The sequence below is a fragment of the Streptomyces sp. BK79 genome (assembly GCF_044142145.1).
Classification (GTDB): domain Bacteria; phylum Actinomycetota; class Actinomycetes; order Streptomycetales; family Streptomycetaceae; genus Streptomyces.
In genome coordinates this window covers 117,762-133,530 of record NZ_JBHVOC010000011.1, presented here as the reverse complement: position 1 = coordinate 133,530, position 15,769 = coordinate 117,762, and the positions used below count along the sequence as shown (strand labels likewise).

Genomic DNA, 15,769 nt, shown 5'->3' with positions numbered 1-15,769 from the left:
CGCATGCGGAAGATACTCGTCGTCGGAGCCGGCCAGTCCGGTCTCCAGCTCGCCCTCGGCCTCCAGTCGCACGGCTACGAGGTCACCCTGATGTCCAACCGGACCGCGGACGAGATCCGCACCGGACGGGTCATGTCGACGCAGTGCATGTTCCACACGGCACTCCAGCACGAGCGCGATCTCCAGCTGAACTTCTGGGAGTCCCAGGCCCCGAAGATCGAGGGACTCGGCGTCTCGGTGGCCGCCCCCGGCTCCTTCGATCCGGGCCCCTCGCAGCGCGCGATCGACTGGCTGGGCCGCCTCGACGGCTTCGCGCAGTCGGTCGACCAGCGGGTGAAGATGGCCGGCTGGATGGAGACCTTCGCCCAGCGCGGCGGCCAGCTCGTCATCCACGGCGCGGCCGTCGGCGACCTGGACTACTTCTCCCGCGCCTACGACCTCGTCCTCGTCTCGGCGGGCAAGGGCGAGCTGGTCCAGATGTTCGGCCGCGACGCCTCCCGCTCCCCGTACAGCGAGCCGCAGCGCGCCCTCGCCGTCGCCTACGTCCACGGGATGGGCCCGCGCCCGGAGCACCCGGAGACGGAGGCCGTCCGCTGCAACCTGGTCCCGGGCGTCGGCGAGATGTTCATCATGCCGACCCTCACCACCTCGGGCCGCGCCGACATCCTGTTCTGGGAGGGCATACCCGGCGGCCCGCTGGACGTCTTCAAGGACGTCAAGGACCCCTCGGAGCACCTCTCCCTGACCCTGGAACTCATGGAGAAGTTCCTCCCCTGGGAGTACGCGCGGGCCACCAAGGTCGAACTGACCGACGCCGGCGGCACCCTCGCCGGCCGCTACGCCCCCACCGTCCGCAACCCGGTCGGCCGGCTGCCCGGCGGCGGCGCGGTCCTCGGCGTGGCCGACGTGGTCGTCGCCAACGACCCGATCACCGGCCAGGGCTCCAACTCCGCCTCCAAGTGCGCCGCCTCCTACCTCGCCTCGATCCTGGAGCACGGCGACAAGGAGTTCGACGAGACCTGGATGCAGCAGACCTTCGAGCGCTACTGGCAGACGGCCCAGCACGTCACCAAGTGGACGAACGCCATGCTCGCCCCGCCGCCGGAGCACATCCTCAACCTGATCGGCGCGGCCGGACAGCTCCAGCCCGTCGCCGACCGCTTCGCCAACGGCTTCAACGACCCGGCCGACTTCGAGAACTTCTTCTACGACCCGGCGAAGACCGAGGGCTACCTGATGGAGGTCTCGGGCGCGGCCGGCGCGTAGGCGTCCGCGTACCCGGCGTCGGACCCGTCCGCCGCCCCCTCGGGGAGCTTCGGTGGCGTGTACCGCCGCAGGGGCTCCCCGCCGGGGTCGGGCCGTACGGCGCCCAGGACCGGGTTGGCCGCGATCGGCGACACCTTGACCTCGGCGCCGGGGCGCGGTGCCTGCACGACCATGCCGTCGCCGAGGTACAGCGCCACGTGGGTGGCCTCGGGGAAGTAGACCACCAGGTCACCGGGGCGCAGCTCGTCCAGCGGCACGCGTTCCAGCCGCGCCCACTGCTCCTGGCTGGTCCGGGGGATCGGCGTCCCGGCCCGGTCCCAGGCGACCGAGGTCAGCCCGGAGCAGTCGTACGTCGCCGGTCCCTCCGCGCCCCACTCGTACGGCTTGCCGAGCTGCTCCACCGCGAAGCGCACCGCCCGGTCGCCCTCGGCGGAGGGCTTGTCGTCGTCGCCGAGCGCGCCGGACGCGAGGAACCGTTCCTGCTCCTCGGCGATCCCGGTCCGCTCCAGCTCCGCCAGCGCGGCCAGTTCCCCGGGGGTGAGCGAGGCGAGCAGTTCCTCGACGGCGCCCAGCCGCTCGCGCACGTCGTCCCGCTGCCGCTCCTGGCGTTCGGCGAGGGCCGCCTGCTCGGCCAGGGCCTCGCGCGCCCGCGCGGCCAGCTCACCGGCCTTCTTCTCGTCGCCGGCCAGGCGGCCCACCGTCTCGGCCCGCTCCCGGGCCAGCCGCCCGATCACGTGGCCCTGGTCGAGGGCGTGCTGCGGGTCGCGGGCCAGCAGCAGCCGCAGGTAGGGGGAGAGGCCGCTGGTGTTCTGGTACTGCTGCCGGGCCAGCCGTCCGGCCGCGCCGCGGCTGTCGCGCAGGGACAGCCGGGTCCGGGTCAGCTCGGTGTCCAGCCGCCGCACCTCGGCGCGCTGCCTCCTGAGGCGCTCCTCGGTGCCGTTGTAGGTCTCGGTGGCCTTCTCCGCCTCCCGGTACAGCCGCTGAAGGTCCGTCAGCAGCGAGGCCACGGAGCGGTCCTCGCCGGCGCCGGGCCCGGGTGCGGCCGCCGCGGGCCCGGGCGCGAGGACGATCCCGGCCGCCACCGCCGCCGTACACACCAGACGCAGAAGCCTTCCTGACATGCCATCACCTCCCGTGCGGAGCGGTGGGTCCGCTCCGCACGGTGAGCATGTGGCGCCTTGCGCGAGGCCGCGCGCCGAGTGTGCGCGGTTCGGCGCAACGGGGTCACCCGTGGGCGTCGTCCGGCTTGCCACCCGGCGTGGCGTCTGGATCGGCGGCGGGCCGGGCCCCCGGCCTGGACCAGGGCCACTTCCGCCCGGAGCCCGTGCGCCCTTCGGGGTCGTGGACGTACTTCCAGCGGGCGAACCCGAGCCCGCCCCGGGCGTCGCGGGGCACCCGCCGGTACACGAGCACGGTGGACGGGCCGCCGTCCGGGTCCGGCACGGGGATGCGGTACGTCTTCGGCGGGTGCCCGGTCATCCCGACCAGCACCGGCAGCACCCGCCCGTCCATCGGGCCGCCCTCGAAGGGGGTGTCTTCGCTCTTCACGGCACCAGTGTCGATGACGGGGCCGCCGGTGTCGGTGATCGGGCCTCCGGTGTCAGAGGTCCGGGCGCCGGTGTCGGAGGCCCGGGCGCCGGTGGCACAGGTCGGGCGCCGGTGTCAGAGGTCCGCCGCCAGCGCCTCGACCAGTGCCTCGGTCTGCGGGTCGCGGCGGGCGGTGACGGTGAGCACGGCGAGGAACTGCTCCACGAGCCAGTCCCGCAGCTCGTCGACGGGCGGCTGCTTGTCCTCGTCCAGCCAGATCAGCGAGGCCGCCTCCACCGCCGTGATCCACATCCGGACGGTCATCCGCAGCCGCGGGCCGGGCTCGGTGACGTCCAGGTGGCTCATGATGTGGTCGGCGGCGGCCCGGCGCACGCCGTCCACGATGGAGGAGGTCCGCGAGGTCTCCGCCACGCTGCCGCCGCGCAGCAGGGCGCTGAAGCCGGTGTCGTGCTCGTCGACGAAGGTGAGGTAGCGGTCCAGCGCCCGGGAGAGCCGGGCCAGCAGCGGGCCCTCGCGGGGCTCGTCGAAGCAGAGCCTCAGCTCGTCGGCGGCGGACCGGAGCGCGGCCTCGTACAACTGCTGCTTGCCGCCGGGGAAGTACCGGTACACCAGTGGCCGCGAGACCCCGGCCTGCTCCGCCACCTCGTCCAGGGAGACCTCCTCCGGCGGCCGGTGGGCGAAGAGGGCGAGCGCCGCGTCGAGCAGCTGGACGCGGCGCTCCTCGACGCTGAGGCGGCGGTAGGCGGGGGTGGGGGCCTGCGGGGTCATGAACCGCAGCGTAACCCGCGCGTCCCCGCGCCCACCCGCGTCGGCGGGCCCGACCGGTCCGACTACGCCAGGAGTCCCGACGACCTCCACAGCGTGCGGCCCACACCGCGCAGGACGCCGATGTCGTCCAGGAAGTCCGTCAGGCGCTTCGCGCCGGTCTGCATGATCTCCCTGCGGTGGCCGCTGGCCTTGACCTGGGCCAGGGCCTCGCGCTTGTGCAGGCCGACGTTGGTGTAGACCTCGGGGTTGACGAAGGCGACGGAGAAGACGCGGGCGAACTCGCCGGAGGTGATCCGGGTGAACTCCCGCGACCACTTCGGGGCCGTCACCATCTGCCGGCGCAGCTCCTCACGGGCGTAGCGCACGTGCCGGGCCTCCTCGACGACGTGGATGCGCGTGACGCCCCGGACCAGCGGCTGGACCCGCTCGTCGGGGAAGGTCAGCCGCTGCATCCAGTCCAGGACCTCTTCGCCGAGGAGCGTGGCGGTGAAGGAGCCGGGCGTGGTGGAGATCGTCTTGAACAGGCGCCCCAGGTGCAGGTGGAGCGGGCTCACCGGGTACCACGGCGTCTCACCGCGCGATATCAGCCGGGCGAACATCTTCGAGTGCCGGCACTCGTCCTCGATCTCGGTCAGCGCGTAGCGCACGTGGGCGCTCGTCGCCGCCTTGTCGTAGATGTGCCGGACCAGGAGCTGCATCAGGATCAGCTCGAACCAGATGCCGAGGGAGGCGAGCGCGGCGGCCTCGTGCTGGGAGAGCAGGATGCGCTGCTCCTCGCTCATCCGCTTCCATATCGGGGTGTCGTAGAGCGACACCAGCTCCGGCGGCCAGAACCACTTGCCGTCCTCGAACGGCGCGTCCCAGTCCAGCTCCTTGTCCGGGTCGAAGGAGTGCTTGGCGGAGGAGTCGAGCAGCCGTTCGGCCACCTGTTCCCGGTCCTTGAGCAGGCCGAGCGCGTCGCGCAGGCCCTCGAGCGCGTCGGCTTCCGTCAGGGTCGTCATGGCTGTCCCACCTCGTCGAACGGGTTCTGTTACCGGCGGTGACTCATCCGTCTTATGAGACTGCCTGTCAGTAAGCCCGTCAATCCCCTGTGCGCGAGTTGTTGACCGCGAGTAAAGAAGTGAGAGGCGGCCGGGGCGCCGGCAGACCCGGCTCACGGCTTGAGGACCGCCTCCATCACCGCCCGCGCGATCGGTGCCGCCAGGCCGCCCCCGCTGACGCGTCCGCCGTCCGCCGCCGAGCCCTCGACCACCACGGCGACCGCGACCTTCGGCTCCAGGTCCCGGTCCCCCTGCGCCCAGGACACGAACCAGGCGTACGGCGTCCCCGAGTTGCCGACGCCGTGCTGGGCGGTGCCGGTCTTGCCGCCGACGGTGGCGCCGCGGATCGCCGCGTTCGCGCCGGTGCCCTTCTCCACCACGCCGGTCATCAGCTCCTTCAGCCGCGCCGCCGTCGAGGGGCGCATCGCCTCCCGGGAGGGCCGCGAGCCGGCCGTCGCCACCAGGCTGCCGCCCGCCCGCTGCGTCCGCTCCACCAGGTACGGCGTGCGCACCTGGCCGCCGCTCGCGACCGCCGCCGCCACCATCGCCATCTGGAGCGGGGTGGCCCGCGTGTTGTACTGCCCGATGGACGACAGGCCGAGCTGCGCCCGGTCCACCGAGGTGTCGAAGGTGCTCGGCGAGGCGGCGAACGGGATGCGCAGTCCGTCGTCGTTGAAGCCGAAGGACTCCGCCGTGGCGGCCATGTCCGTCACCCCGACGTCCACGCCCAGCTTGGCGAACACCGTGTTGCAGGACCGCTCGAACGCCTGGCGCAGCGAGGCGTTCCGGCAGCCGTCGGCCTCGTTCGTCAGGCGGGTCCGGGTGCCGGGGAGGGTGTACGGGTCGGGGGAGCGGGTCGGCGCGTCCAGGTCGCGGATGACGCCCGCGTCCAGCGCCGCCGCCGCGGTGACCACCTTGAACGTCGAACCCGGCGGATAGGTCCGGCGCACGGCCCGGTTGAGCATCGGCTTGTCCGGGTCGCCGTTGAGCCGGTCCCAGGTCCGGGTGGCGGCCGCGCTGTTCCCGGACAGCAGCTGGGGGTCGTACGAGGGGGTGGACACCAGCGCCAGGACGCGGCCCGTGGCCGGCTCGATCGCGGCCACCGCCCCCTTGTGCCGGCCGAGCCCCGCGAACGCCGCCCGCTGCGCGGCTCCGTCGATCGTCGTGACCACGTCACCGCCGGGGCTGTGGGCGCCCGTGACGTCGTTCCACAGCGGCAGCGGCGCGAGCATCGGGTCGGCGCCGGACAGCAGGCCGTCCTCGGCGTGCTCCAGCAGCGTCGTCCCGTACGCCTGCGAGGCGAAGCCGGTGATCGGCGCGTACAACGGCCCGTTCTGGTAGGTCCGTTCGAAGCGCAGGTGCTCGCCGGTGTCCCGGGAGCCGGTGACCGGCTCGCCGCCGACCAGGATGTCGCCGCGCGGCTGCTGGTAGCGGGCGATGTCCGGGCGCCGGTTGGCCGGGTTGCCGTCGTACTGCGGGGCCTGGACGATCTGCACCCGGGCCGCGTTCACCAGCAGTGCGGCCAGCAGCAGGGCGCAGAACGCGGCGGCGTGCCGGATGTGCCGGGTCACCGGACCCGCCCCGCCCGCACCGCGCCACCCGCCCGCACCGCGCCTCCCGCCCGCACCGCGCCTCCCGTCCTCACGGCGCCTCCCGCCCGTCTGCCCGCCCCGCCTGCCCGGCCTGGCTGCGGGCCGCGTGGCTGACCCGGATCAGCAGCGCCACGATCGCCCAGTTGGTGACGACCGAGGAGCCGCCCTGGGCCAGGAACGGCATCGCCATGCCGGTCAGCGGGATCAGCCCGGTCACGCCGCCCGCGATGACGAACACCTGGAGCGCCACGATCGAGGAGAGGCCGACCGCGAGCAGCCGGCCGAACGGGTCGCGCGCGGCGAGGCCCGCCCGGTAGCCGCGCTCCACCAGCAGCGCGTACAGCAGGAAGATCGCGGTCAGGCCGAGGAAGCCCAGCTCCTCCCCGGCGGTCGCCAGGATGAAGTCGGACTTGACGGCGAACCCGATCAGGACGGAGTGCCCGAGGCCCAGGCCCGTGCCGGTCACCCCGCCCGCCGCGAAGGCGAACAGCGACTGGGCCAGCTGGTTGGGCCCCTGACCCGCCTCGATCGACGCGAACGGGTGCAGCCAGTCCTCGACCCTGCTGTGCACGTGCGGCTCCAGCCACCCCACCGCCACCGCGCCCAGCGAGGCCAGCAGCAGGCCGACGGCGATCCAGCCGGTGCGGCCGGTGGCGACGTAGAGGAGGACCACGAAGAGACCGAAGAAGAGGAGCGAGGTGCCGAGGTCGCGTTCCAGGACCAGGACGCCGACGCTGACCAGCCACACCGCCACGATCGGGCCGAGCACGCGGCCGGTGGGCAGCTGGAGCCGCCACACCCTGCGGCCCGCGTACGCCAGCGCGCTGCGGTTGGCGGCCAGGTAGGCGGCGAAGAAGACGGCCAGGAGCACCTTCGCGAACTCGCCGGGCTGGATGGAGAAGCCCTCGATCCGGATCCAGATGCGGGCGCCGTTCACCGCCGGGAAGAAGATCGGCACCGTGAGCAGCGCGAGCGCGGCGGCGACGCAGACGTAGGCGTAGCGCTGGAGCACGCGGTGGTCGCGCAGCAGCAGGACGACCACGATGAACAACGCCACGCCCAGCGTCGACCACACCAGCTGGGTGGGGGCGGCCCGGTCGCCCGGCGTCTCCAGGTCGAGCCGGTAGATCAGCACCAGACCGAGGCCGTTGAGCAGCACGCCGATGGGCAGCAGCAGCGGGTCGGCGTACGGGGCGCGCAGCCGTACCGCCAGGTGGGCGAGGAGCGCGAGGACGCCGAGCCCGGCGCCGTAACCGGCGGCGCCGGGCGGGAGGGTGCCGTGCTGGGCGAGGCCGACGTCGCAGTAGCCGAACACCGACAGCAGCACGGCCATCAGGATCAGCGCGAGTTCGATGCCGCGGCGCCGGGGGAGACGCGCGACGGGAGCGGGGGTGTCCGCCTGCGCCACGGTGATTCCGGTTCCGGTTCCGGCCTTGGTCATGTCCGGAACTTACCTAAATGGTGGGGTGTGGGGGTTGTCGGCATCAGCACCAGCGCGGCGCGGGACCGATGTTGTCGATGTGGCGAGCCGCGCCCCACGCCCACGTGCCGTCCGTGAGGAGGTACCAGAGGGGGTTGCCGTGCACCTTGTCGCCGGGGGTCTTGCAGTGGATGCGGACGGTCTCGCCCCGGTGGGCGTAGCGGATGACCTGCCCGCCCCGGGTCGGCGAGGTGCGCAGGGCGAGCCGGTCGGCGGTGACGACGCCCCGGTACCGGCCCTGCTCCCGGCGGCCGTCGTTCCCCCCGCCCTGGCCGCCGTCGCCGCCGCCGTCTCCCCCGGTGGGGCCGGCGGCGGCGCTGCCGGAACCGGGGCCCTCGCCGCCCCACTCGTCGTTCGCGACGGCGGGTGTGACGGCGACGGCGGTGGCGAGCGCCCCGGCGGCGACGGCCGTGGCGAGGCCGCGGACGAGTGGTGAGCGCGAGGACAGTGCGGTCAGCGGGGACATGGGAGTACCTCCCGGGAGCAGACGGGTCTTCAGGTGACTAACCGCCACATTAGGAGCGGCCGGTACGGACCGCCCGCCGCACTGAGCCATCGGGGAAACGGCCGGTCCCCCGGGCGAAACGGCCGGCCCCCCGGGCGCGTCAGGCCTGCTGAGGCAGCGTCAGGGTCGCGAGCGCCCCGCCGTCCGGGGGGTTGGTGAACTCCAGGCGCGCGCCGAGCACCTCCGCCTGTCCCACCGCGATCGTCAGCCCGAGACCGTGCCCCTTCGTACCGCCCTCGGTGCGGAACCGCTGCGGACCGTGGACGAGGAGGTACTCCGGGAAGCCGTCCCCGTGGTCCCGGACGGTGATCACCGGCCCGTCGACGGCGAGCACCACCGGCAGCCGCCCGTGCCGGTGCGCGTTCACGACCAGGTTGCCCAGCACCCGCTCCAGCCGCCGCCGGTCGGTCTCCACCCGCGCGTCCCGGACGACGTCCACGCGCGTGTCGCTGCCCCAGGCCCGGACCACCCGCCGGGCCAGGTCGCCCAGCGCCTCCGGCTCCGTCTCCAGCCGCTCCCGGCCGCTGTCCAGCCGGGAGATCTCCAGCAGGTCCTCGGTGAGCGTGCGCAGCGCGGCCACCCGGTCCCGCACCAGTTCGGTCGGGCGGCCCGGCGGCAGCAGCTCGGCCGCCGCGTGCAGGCCGGTGAGCGGCGTGCGCAGCTCGTGCGCCACGTCCGCGGTGAACCGCTGCTCGGCGAGCAGCTTGCCCTGCAACGACGACGCCATGGAGTCCAGCGCGGCGGCGACCGAGGCCACCTCGTCCTGCGGGCGGGTCGGGTCCTGGGCGCGGGGGTCGCCGACCCGCGCGTCGAGGTCGCCCCCGCTGATCCGCCGCGCCACCCGGGCCGTGGCGTGCAGCCGCCGGGTCACCCGCGTCACGGCGAACGCCCCCACCAGCAGCGTCGCCCCGATCGCCAGGGCCGACGACCACACGATCGCGCCGTCGAGCCCGTCGATGGTGCGCTCGCCCTGCGAGTGGTCGACCCGTACCGCGAGCGCCCGGCCGCCGGCGGCGGGACCCGCCGCCCACATCGTGGGCCGCCCGTCGTACTCCGCGACCATCGTGCCGCGCCGGCCGGAGACGGCCAGCTCCCGCAGCCGCTCGGGCAGCCCCGGCGGATCCACGCCCGCGCTCCGCCGCAGCGGGTCCCCCGCCTCGTACGCCTCCGACGCCTCCTCCAGCCGGGCGAGGGCCGCGTCGCGGGCCTGGCCCACGGTCTGGTTGGTCACCGAGACGTGCACCAGGACGCCGAGCAGCGCGGCGAGCGCGCAGCACATCACGGTGATGAAGACGGCGGCCTTCACCGCGAGCGGCCCGGTCCACCGGGGGAGGGCGAGCCTCACCGGGCGCTCCCCGACGAGGACGCGGAGGGCGCGGGGGAGGGGGACGTGGAGGGGGTGGGCGACGCGGGCCCGGTGTGCTCCTCGCCGTCGTCCGTGCGCAGCATCTCGTCGCTCGTCAGCAGCATGGCCCGCTGGTCGGGGTCCCACGTCCACTGGAGCCGGTACTCGTACCCCGCCACCTCCGAGGGCGAGCGGACGATCACCGTCCGCCCGGCCAGCTCGACGGCGCTCACCGCGTCGTCGTACGACATGATCCGCACCAGCCGGTCCTTCTCCACGGTGTAGACGCGCACGGCGGTCAGCTTCTCGGGCAGCAGCCGGAAACCCAGGGTCATCTCGGGGCGCCCGTCGCCGGTCAGGTCGCGGTAGTACGGACGGAGCACCGGGCACCCGTCCGCACCGGCGCCGCCCGCCCCGCAGTCCGCCATCCGCACGGCCGTCTCGCGGTACGGCGCCTTCCCGCCCTCGTAGTCGTCCGGGTGCGCGGTGATCTCCGCCCGTACGGCGGCCACCGGGTCCGCCGCGCGGATGTCGCCGCCGGGCACGGCCACGCCCTCGACGACCTCGTTGTCCACCTCGCCGATGTCGTACGCGGGGCTCGACGCCGGCGTCAGGTCGGGCCAGAGCCGGGCCGGGCTCTGCGCCGCGCGCGTCGGGCCGGCGCCGCGCAGTCCGCCCGAGTCGCCGCACGCGGCCAGGGCCCCGGCCGCCCCGGTCACCAGGAGCAGCGCGAGGACGGCGGGGACGCGGGCGGGATGCCCGCGGCGGCTCGGGAGCACTGCACTCCTGGGGGTTCGGTCGACAGGCGGCCGGCACCGGCGACCGGCACCGGCGACCGGCACCGGCGACCGGCATCGCTGATCCGTCGCATCGCGTTCGTACGGGAGTCCATTTTGCGCGCGGGGCGGTGCGCCGGGCTACTCGGGCAGGTCCTCCGGCCACCGCGCGGTGCCCCGGGCCGGCCGGCGGGCGGAGGTGTCCGCCTTCTTGCCCCCCGGTGCCCCGCCTGTTCCCATGGTCCTGGGGTGATGGTGCATGAACGGACTGCGCGTCATACCGACCCGGCACCACGGCCGGGAGCGGCTGTACGTCTGCCTCCCGGACGGCGGGAACGTCGCCTGGTACGACCGTGAGGCCGCCCGCGTCAACGTACTGAGGGACGAGCACGAGGACGACGTCCTCGACGCCCTGGGCCCCTTCCTCACCGGCCCGGTCACGGTCGGCCCGCCCCCGGTCCCGACGCCCGCCGAACTGGCCCGCCTCTCCCTGCACCCCGACGACGACCTCGCCCCCAACCGGCCCGGCGAGGCGCTCCTGGTCGACCTGGACCGCGACCCGCCCCCACCGCACCGGCTGCGCCCCGACCCGCGACGCCGGGCGCTGGCGGCCGAGCAGGCGGCGGGGGAGGCCCTCGACCGCCTCGAGGGCGCCGGCTGGCACACCCTGCACTCCGTCCCGCTGCCCGGCGGCGACCGCGTCCACCACCTGGTGATCGGCCCCGGCGGGCTCTTCGCCGTCCACGCGCTGCCCGCCCGCGGACAGCGCGTGCGCATCACCGACCCGCTCGTCGCCCTGGGCCGCCGGGAGCCGCTCCCCTGCTGCGCCGGGTCCGCGCCGGCGCCGACCGGGCCTCCCACGCCCTGACGGCCGAGGTGCGTCCCGTCCTCCTCCTCGTCGGCCCGGCACAGGTGACCGTCACGGTCCCGCCCCGCACCGTGCGCGTCCTCACCGACGAGGACCTGCCGGACCTGGCCCGCACGGGCGGGATGCTCAAACCGGCCGACGTGGAGGCCCTGCACGCCATCGCACGCGACCGCGCCACCTGGACGCGCGTCTGAGCCGGGTGCGTACGGGGGTGAGTCCGAGTACGCACCGTGCCGGGCCGCCCGTCAGGGCAGCCCGTGCCGGGCCGCCCGTCAGGGCAGGGCCGCCGCCCGCCGCCGGTCGAGCAGCGGCGCCAGCAGGTCGCCGTGGTCCCGCACCCGCGCCCCGACGTCCTCCGCCCGGAAGACGAACCGCTCGGCCCGCCGGCACCCGGCCACCTCGTCCCAGGTCACCGGAGTGGAGACCGCCGGCACCGAGCGGGCCCGCATCGTGTACGGGGCGGCCGTCGTCTTGCGGGCGGCGTTCTGGCTCCAGTCCACGAACACCTTCCCCGGCCGCAGGCTGCGCGCCATCCGGTGCACCACCAGTTTCGGCAGCGCCCGCTCCGCCTCCTGGGCCAGCGCCTTCGCGTACTCCGACACCCGCTCCGACGACGCGCCCCGCACCCCCGCCAGCAGGTGCAACCCCTTGGCCCCGGACGTCTTCGCGTACGCCTCGATCCCGTCCGCCGCCAGCCGCTCCCGCAGCCACAGCGCGACCTCGCAGCACTGCACGACGGTCGCCGGCGGCCCGGGGTCGAGGTCGAACACCAGCCGGTCGGCCTCGTCGGGGTCGTCGGCGGTCCACTGGTGGGTGTGGAACTCGGTGACCAGGTTCGCCGCCCACATCAGGCTCGCCAGGTCCTGCACCAGCACCATCCGCGCCGGGCCCTCCGACCGGGGCACCTCGGCCGTGGTGACCCACTCGGGCGTACCCGGCGGCACGTTCTTGGTGAAGAACACCTGGCCGTCGGGACCGTCCGGGTAGCGCAGGAAGGAGACGGCGCGGCCCCGCAGGTGCGGCAGCAGCACCCCGGCCGTCGTCGCGTAGTAGTGCAGCACCTCGCCCTTGGTGAGGCCGGTCCCGGGATACAGCACCTTGTCCAGGTTGCTGAGGGCCACCCGTCGCCCCTCCACCTCTGTGATCGGCGCCATACCATGAGAATCTCACGGAACACGGACAAACCGCCCGGCGGTCTTCCGGCGGCCGGCCGAGAGGAAGGGTGCGGCACGTGCGATCCATCTGGAACGGCGCCATCTCCTTCGGCCTCGTCAGCATCCCGGTCAAGCTCATGAACGCGACCGAGAGCCACGCGGTCTCCTTCCGCCAGATCCACACCGAGGACGGCGGCCGGATCCGCTACCGCAAGGTCTGCGAGCTGGAGGACCGCGAGGTAAGCCAGGACGAGATCGGCCGGGCCTACGAGGACGCCGACGGTTCGCTGATCCCGGTCACCGACGAGGAGCTGGCCCGGCTGCCGGTCGCGACCGCGCGGACGATCGAGATCGTGGCCTTCGTGCCCGAGGACCGCATCGACCCGCTCCAGATGGGCTCCGCCTACTACCTCGCGGCGAGCGGCGCCCCCGCCGCCAAGCCGTACACGCTGCTGCGCGAGGCGCTGGGGCGCAGCGACCGGGTCGCCGTGGCCAAGTTCGCGCTGCGGGGCCGGGAGCGCCTCGGCATGCTCCGGGTGGTCGGCGACACCATCACGATGCACGCCCTGCTGTGGCCGGACGAGGTGCGCGCCCCCGAGGGCGTCGCCCAGGACGAGGGCGTCACCGTCCGCGAACAGGAGCTGGACCTCGCGGACGCCCTGATGGACACCCTCGGCGAGATCGACCTGGACGAACTCCACGACGAGTACCGCGAGGCCCTGGAGGAGGTCATCGCCGCCAAGGCCGCCGGCGAGACGCCCCCGCAGGCCCCCGAGGCGGCGCCGTCCGGGAAGGTGCTGGACCTGATGGCCGCGCTGGAGAGCAGCGTGCGGGCGGCACGGCGGCCCAGGGGCGGGGAAGGCGCGGGACCGGCCGAGGAGGCCGAGGTCAGGACCTTGCCGCGGCGCGGGGCGACGACGTCCCGCCGGGCCCCCAAGGAGACCGGCGGCAAGAAGTCGACGTCCACGGCGGCGAAGAAGACGGCGGCGAAGCGGACGGAGCCGAAGAAGTCCACGTCCTCCGCCGCGAGGGCCGGGAAGGCCGCGACCTCCGGGAAGGCCGCGACCTCCGGGAAGGCGACGACCTCCGGAAAGGCGGCGACCGGCGAGAAGGCCGCGAAGAAGTCCGCGTCCCCGGCCGCGAAGAAGGCGACGGGCAAGGGAACGGCCGCGAAGAGCACCACGAAGAAGACGACGTCACGCAAGCACAGCGCCTGAACCCGCGGGGCGGCCGGCCGGCCCGGTCCGCGCGTCCCTCACTCCCTCAGTCGATGTCCCAGGGCGCGAGGGAAGCCCGGGGCACGGTGGACGGGGTGGGCGCGAAGGCCGCCGGGCTCGCGGAACCGGACGCCGTCGGGGCGAGGGAGGCGGCCGTGGGCAGCAGGGGACTCTCCTCCAGGCGCTGCCCGATCGTCTCGGCCGGTCCGCCGCCGGGGGTGCCGGAGCCGGCGGACAACTGCGACCACGCGGTCAGGGCGAGGGCCACCGCGGCGGCGGTGCCGACCACGCGGCCGATCCGGCGCAGCCGTGCCCGCCCGTCCAGGTCCCGCCAGGCCCGGTCGCTCGCCGGGTCCTCCGGGTGCCACAGCTCGCCGACCGGGTCGCGGGAGCGGCCCGACGGCACACGCCCGGCCGGGGGCGTGGCCGTGCCGTCCGGGGGCCCGGGGCGCCAGCCCGGCGTCCGGTCCAGGGCGGCGGGTTCCCTGGGGGCGGAGGCGCGGATGGCGCGCTCGTCGTCCTCCAGGAACTTCCGCCAGACGTACTCCGGCACGGACGGCGGACCGTCCGGCTCGCCCGGTGCGGAAGCGGTCATGATCCCGCTCGTCCTCTCTGTCTCCGTCGCGTACGGCGGCCACGGTGGGGGCGGGACGGGAGCCCGCCGCCGGATCATCGCACGGCGCAGGCGCACCGCCGAGGTCCCCGGACCCGTGAACGCGCGCGGACGCCGGGCGGTTCCCGGACCGGACGGCACCCGCGCACAGACAGAGATGCGCGGACGGCGCCCGCCGTTCCACACGTCTCGCGCGCACGGACCCCGCTCACGGGGCCGCCGGCGAGGGGGTGGGCGCCGGGGAGACCGTGTTCACGTTCAGGTCGGGCCGCGGCTTGAGCACCAGCACCCGCTCTCCCGGCTGCGGCGGGGGCGGGGTGACCTTCTCCCGCGGCAGCTTCGCCGGGCCGGTCTGCTGGAAGGTGACCTGGTCGTACGCGACCAGCCCGGTCTGCTCCAGCACCGTGATGTGGTCCAGCACGGTGTCGTTGGCCAGGTCGGCCAGCTGGCGCACCAGGGTGTTCTTCGTGGTGGCCCGGATCTTGGCGATGGGCGGGAAGATCTGGCCGTGCGTCACCCGCATGATGTTGACCGCCGACGAGTCGAACTCCTTGCCGCTCTTGGACTCCACCGTCGCCACGAACTCCTCCTGCTGCGGGGAGGCCCGGTTGGGCAGCGTGATGCCCAGCTCGGGGGCGATCTCGCGGCACATCGCGTCCAGCCGGGCGTGACCGACGACCAGGTGCTCGCCCGCCGTCTTCATCTCCTTCGTCGTCCCGCGCTCCATCACGGTCTCGCCCAGCGGGTACTCCCACAGCCCCGCGGCCCGGACCTTGACCACGAAGTCGCGGTCGGCCTCCGTGAGCGGCCCGAACTCGGTACTGGCGATCACCCGGTCCTGATCACCGTCGGCCTTCTCCAGACCGAGCATCGCGGGGAAGGCCAGCCCGGTGAGGGTCAGGGTCATCGCGCCGAACAGGACGACGACGCCGATCCTGCCGCGGGACGGGCGCATGGTGCCTCCAGGGGGGCGAAGCGGGGACGCGCACGCCTGCGCGCGGGCGCGTCACTCGGACTCGTTCGCCAGGAGGTACGCAAACGGCGCCCGGATCTATCACCCGCCGGGCGGGGAACTTCGGCCCGGCTCAGCCGATGTCGGCCCCGTACACGCGCTCGACCGTCATGGTGAGCAGCACCCGCCGGTCGGCCACCATCGTCATCCGGTACTCGTCCCAGTCCGGGTGCTCCCCGGCGGCCGCGCGGTAGTACTCCACCAGCGCCTCGACCTCCGGTCCGTGCGGGTCGGTGCCCGGCCCGGTGAGGGTCACGACGCCCTCGGCGGTGGCCCAGGACCTGCCGTCCGGGGCGGTCACCTCCAGGGCGGCCCGCGGGTCCCGGCGCAGGTTCGCCGTCTTGGCCAGCCCCTCGCGGGTCGAGACGCGCAGGACGCCCGCCCCGGGGTCGTAGGCGGGCGTGACGGGGGAGAGCTGGGGACGGCCGTCCGACTTGATCGTCGCGAGTACGCCGAGCCGGCTCCGCGCCAGCAGTGCGTGCGGGTCGAAACGCGGTGTGGTGGTCATGCGCCGATCATCACCTCCCGCCCGCCGGGCTGTCCCGCCAACCGTCCGCCGAACGCCCGGCGGGGTCGCCCGGTGGC

General features: G+C 74.5%; 15 protein-coding genes and 1 pseudogene. 3 read left to right on the top strand and 13 right to left on the bottom strand.

All coding sequences use genetic code 11. The features are described 5' to 3' along the window. Positions 1-3: 3 nt before the first annotated feature. A complete protein-coding gene (locus ACFIF2_RS15950) occupies positions 4-1,266 on the top strand; it encodes a styrene monooxygenase/indole monooxygenase family protein (RefSeq protein WP_395573294.1) in 1,263 nt (420 codons plus the stop codon). On the opposite strand, the gene ACFIF2_RS15945 is transcribed toward ACFIF2_RS15950, so the two are convergent. The 9 genes from ACFIF2_RS15945 to ACFIF2_RS15905 all read right to left on the bottom strand — a co-directional run bounded on the left by ACFIF2_RS15945 (position 1,230) and on the right by ACFIF2_RS15905 (position 10,323). Then, on the bottom strand, positions 1,230-2,387 hold the full coding sequence (locus tag ACFIF2_RS15945; protein ID WP_395573293.1) for an NlpC/P60 family protein: 1,158 nt from the start codon (positions 2,385-2,387) through the stop codon (positions 1,230-1,232). The two genes, ACFIF2_RS15950 and ACFIF2_RS15945, sit on opposite strands and share 37 nt — an antisense overlap. A 103-nt stretch (positions 2,388-2,490) precedes the next feature. After that, positions 2,491-2,814 (bottom strand): hypothetical protein, encoded by a 324-nt coding sequence (locus ACFIF2_RS15940; RefSeq protein WP_395573292.1) that lies wholly within the window; start codon positions 2,812-2,814, stop codon positions 2,491-2,493. A gap of 114 nt (positions 2,815-2,928) precedes the next feature. Then, positions 2,929-3,582: a TetR/AcrR family transcriptional regulator gene (locus tag ACFIF2_RS15935; protein WP_395573291.1), complete on the bottom strand. Its 654-nt coding sequence runs from the start codon at positions 3,580-3,582 to the stop codon at positions 2,929-2,931. A gap of 62 nt (positions 3,583-3,644) precedes the next feature. After that, positions 3,645-4,583 (bottom strand): diiron oxygenase, encoded by a 939-nt coding sequence (locus ACFIF2_RS15930; protein WP_395573290.1) that lies wholly within the window; start codon positions 4,581-4,583, stop codon positions 3,645-3,647. A gap of 152 nt (positions 4,584-4,735) precedes the next feature. Then, positions 4,736-6,193 (bottom strand): penicillin-binding transpeptidase domain-containing protein, encoded by a 1,458-nt coding sequence (locus ACFIF2_RS15925; protein ID WP_395573289.1) that lies wholly within the window; start codon positions 6,191-6,193, stop codon positions 4,736-4,738. A gap of 70 nt (positions 6,194-6,263) precedes the next feature. Further along, positions 6,264-7,655: an FtsW/RodA/SpoVE family cell cycle protein gene (locus tag ACFIF2_RS15920; protein ID WP_395573288.1), complete on the bottom strand. Its 1,392-nt coding sequence runs from the start codon at positions 7,653-7,655 to the stop codon at positions 6,264-6,266. 43 nt (positions 7,656-7,698) lie between these two features. Continuing rightward, on the bottom strand, positions 7,699-8,160 hold the full coding sequence (locus ACFIF2_RS15915) for an SH3 domain-containing protein (RefSeq protein WP_395573287.1): 462 nt from the start codon (positions 8,158-8,160) through the stop codon (positions 7,699-7,701). A gap of 139 nt (positions 8,161-8,299) precedes the next feature. Next, positions 8,300-9,544: an ATP-binding protein gene (locus tag ACFIF2_RS15910; RefSeq protein WP_395573286.1), complete on the bottom strand. Its 1,245-nt coding sequence runs from the start codon at positions 9,542-9,544 to the stop codon at positions 8,300-8,302. Continuing rightward, positions 9,541-10,323 (bottom strand): hypothetical protein, encoded by a 783-nt coding sequence (locus tag ACFIF2_RS15905; protein ID WP_395573285.1) that lies wholly within the window; start codon positions 10,321-10,323, stop codon positions 9,541-9,543. The genes ACFIF2_RS15910 and ACFIF2_RS15905 overlap by 4 nt, the downstream gene beginning before the upstream one ends. 256 nt (positions 10,324-10,579) lie before the next feature. Between ACFIF2_RS15905 and ACFIF2_RS15900 the strand changes: the two are divergent. Further along, positions 10,580-11,382: pseudogene (locus ACFIF2_RS15900) on the top strand (nuclease-related domain-containing protein). Positions 11,383-11,460: 78 nt separating this feature from the next. On the opposite strand, the gene ligD reads toward ACFIF2_RS15900, so the two are convergent. Further along, the gene (gene ligD, locus ACFIF2_RS15895) at positions 11,461-12,342 is read right to left on the bottom strand and encodes a non-homologous end-joining DNA ligase (protein ID WP_395573284.1); all 882 of its coding nucleotides are present in this window, start codon (positions 12,340-12,342) and stop codon (positions 11,461-11,463) included. Positions 12,343-12,419: 77 nt separating this feature from the next. On the opposite strand from ligD, the gene ACFIF2_RS15890 reads away from it, so the two are divergent. Continuing rightward, complete coding sequence (locus tag ACFIF2_RS15890) at positions 12,420-13,559, top strand: Ku protein (protein WP_395573283.1); 1,140 nt, start codon at positions 12,420-12,422, stop codon at positions 13,557-13,559. Positions 13,560-13,605: 46 nt separating this feature from the next. Here the strand turns inward: ACFIF2_RS15890 and ACFIF2_RS15885 are convergent, their stop codons facing one another. The 3 genes from ACFIF2_RS15885 to ACFIF2_RS15875 form a co-directional block, all read right to left on the bottom strand. Then, a complete protein-coding gene (locus ACFIF2_RS15885) occupies positions 13,606-14,154 on the bottom strand; it encodes a hypothetical protein (RefSeq protein ID WP_395573282.1) in 549 nt (182 codons plus the stop codon). Positions 14,155-14,380: 226 nt separating this feature from the next. Further along, positions 14,381-15,127, bottom strand: a complete 747-nt coding sequence (locus ACFIF2_RS15880; protein WP_395573281.1) for a DUF4142 domain-containing protein — start codon at positions 15,125-15,127, stop codon at positions 14,381-14,383. A 130-nt stretch (positions 15,128-15,257) separates the two neighbouring features. Continuing rightward, positions 15,258-15,692 carry a PPOX class F420-dependent oxidoreductase gene (locus ACFIF2_RS15875; protein ID WP_395573280.1) on the bottom strand — a complete coding sequence of 145 codons (435 nt, stop codon included), beginning with the start codon at positions 15,690-15,692 and terminating at the stop codon, positions 15,258-15,260. Between the last annotated feature and the right edge of the window lie 77 nt (positions 15,693-15,769).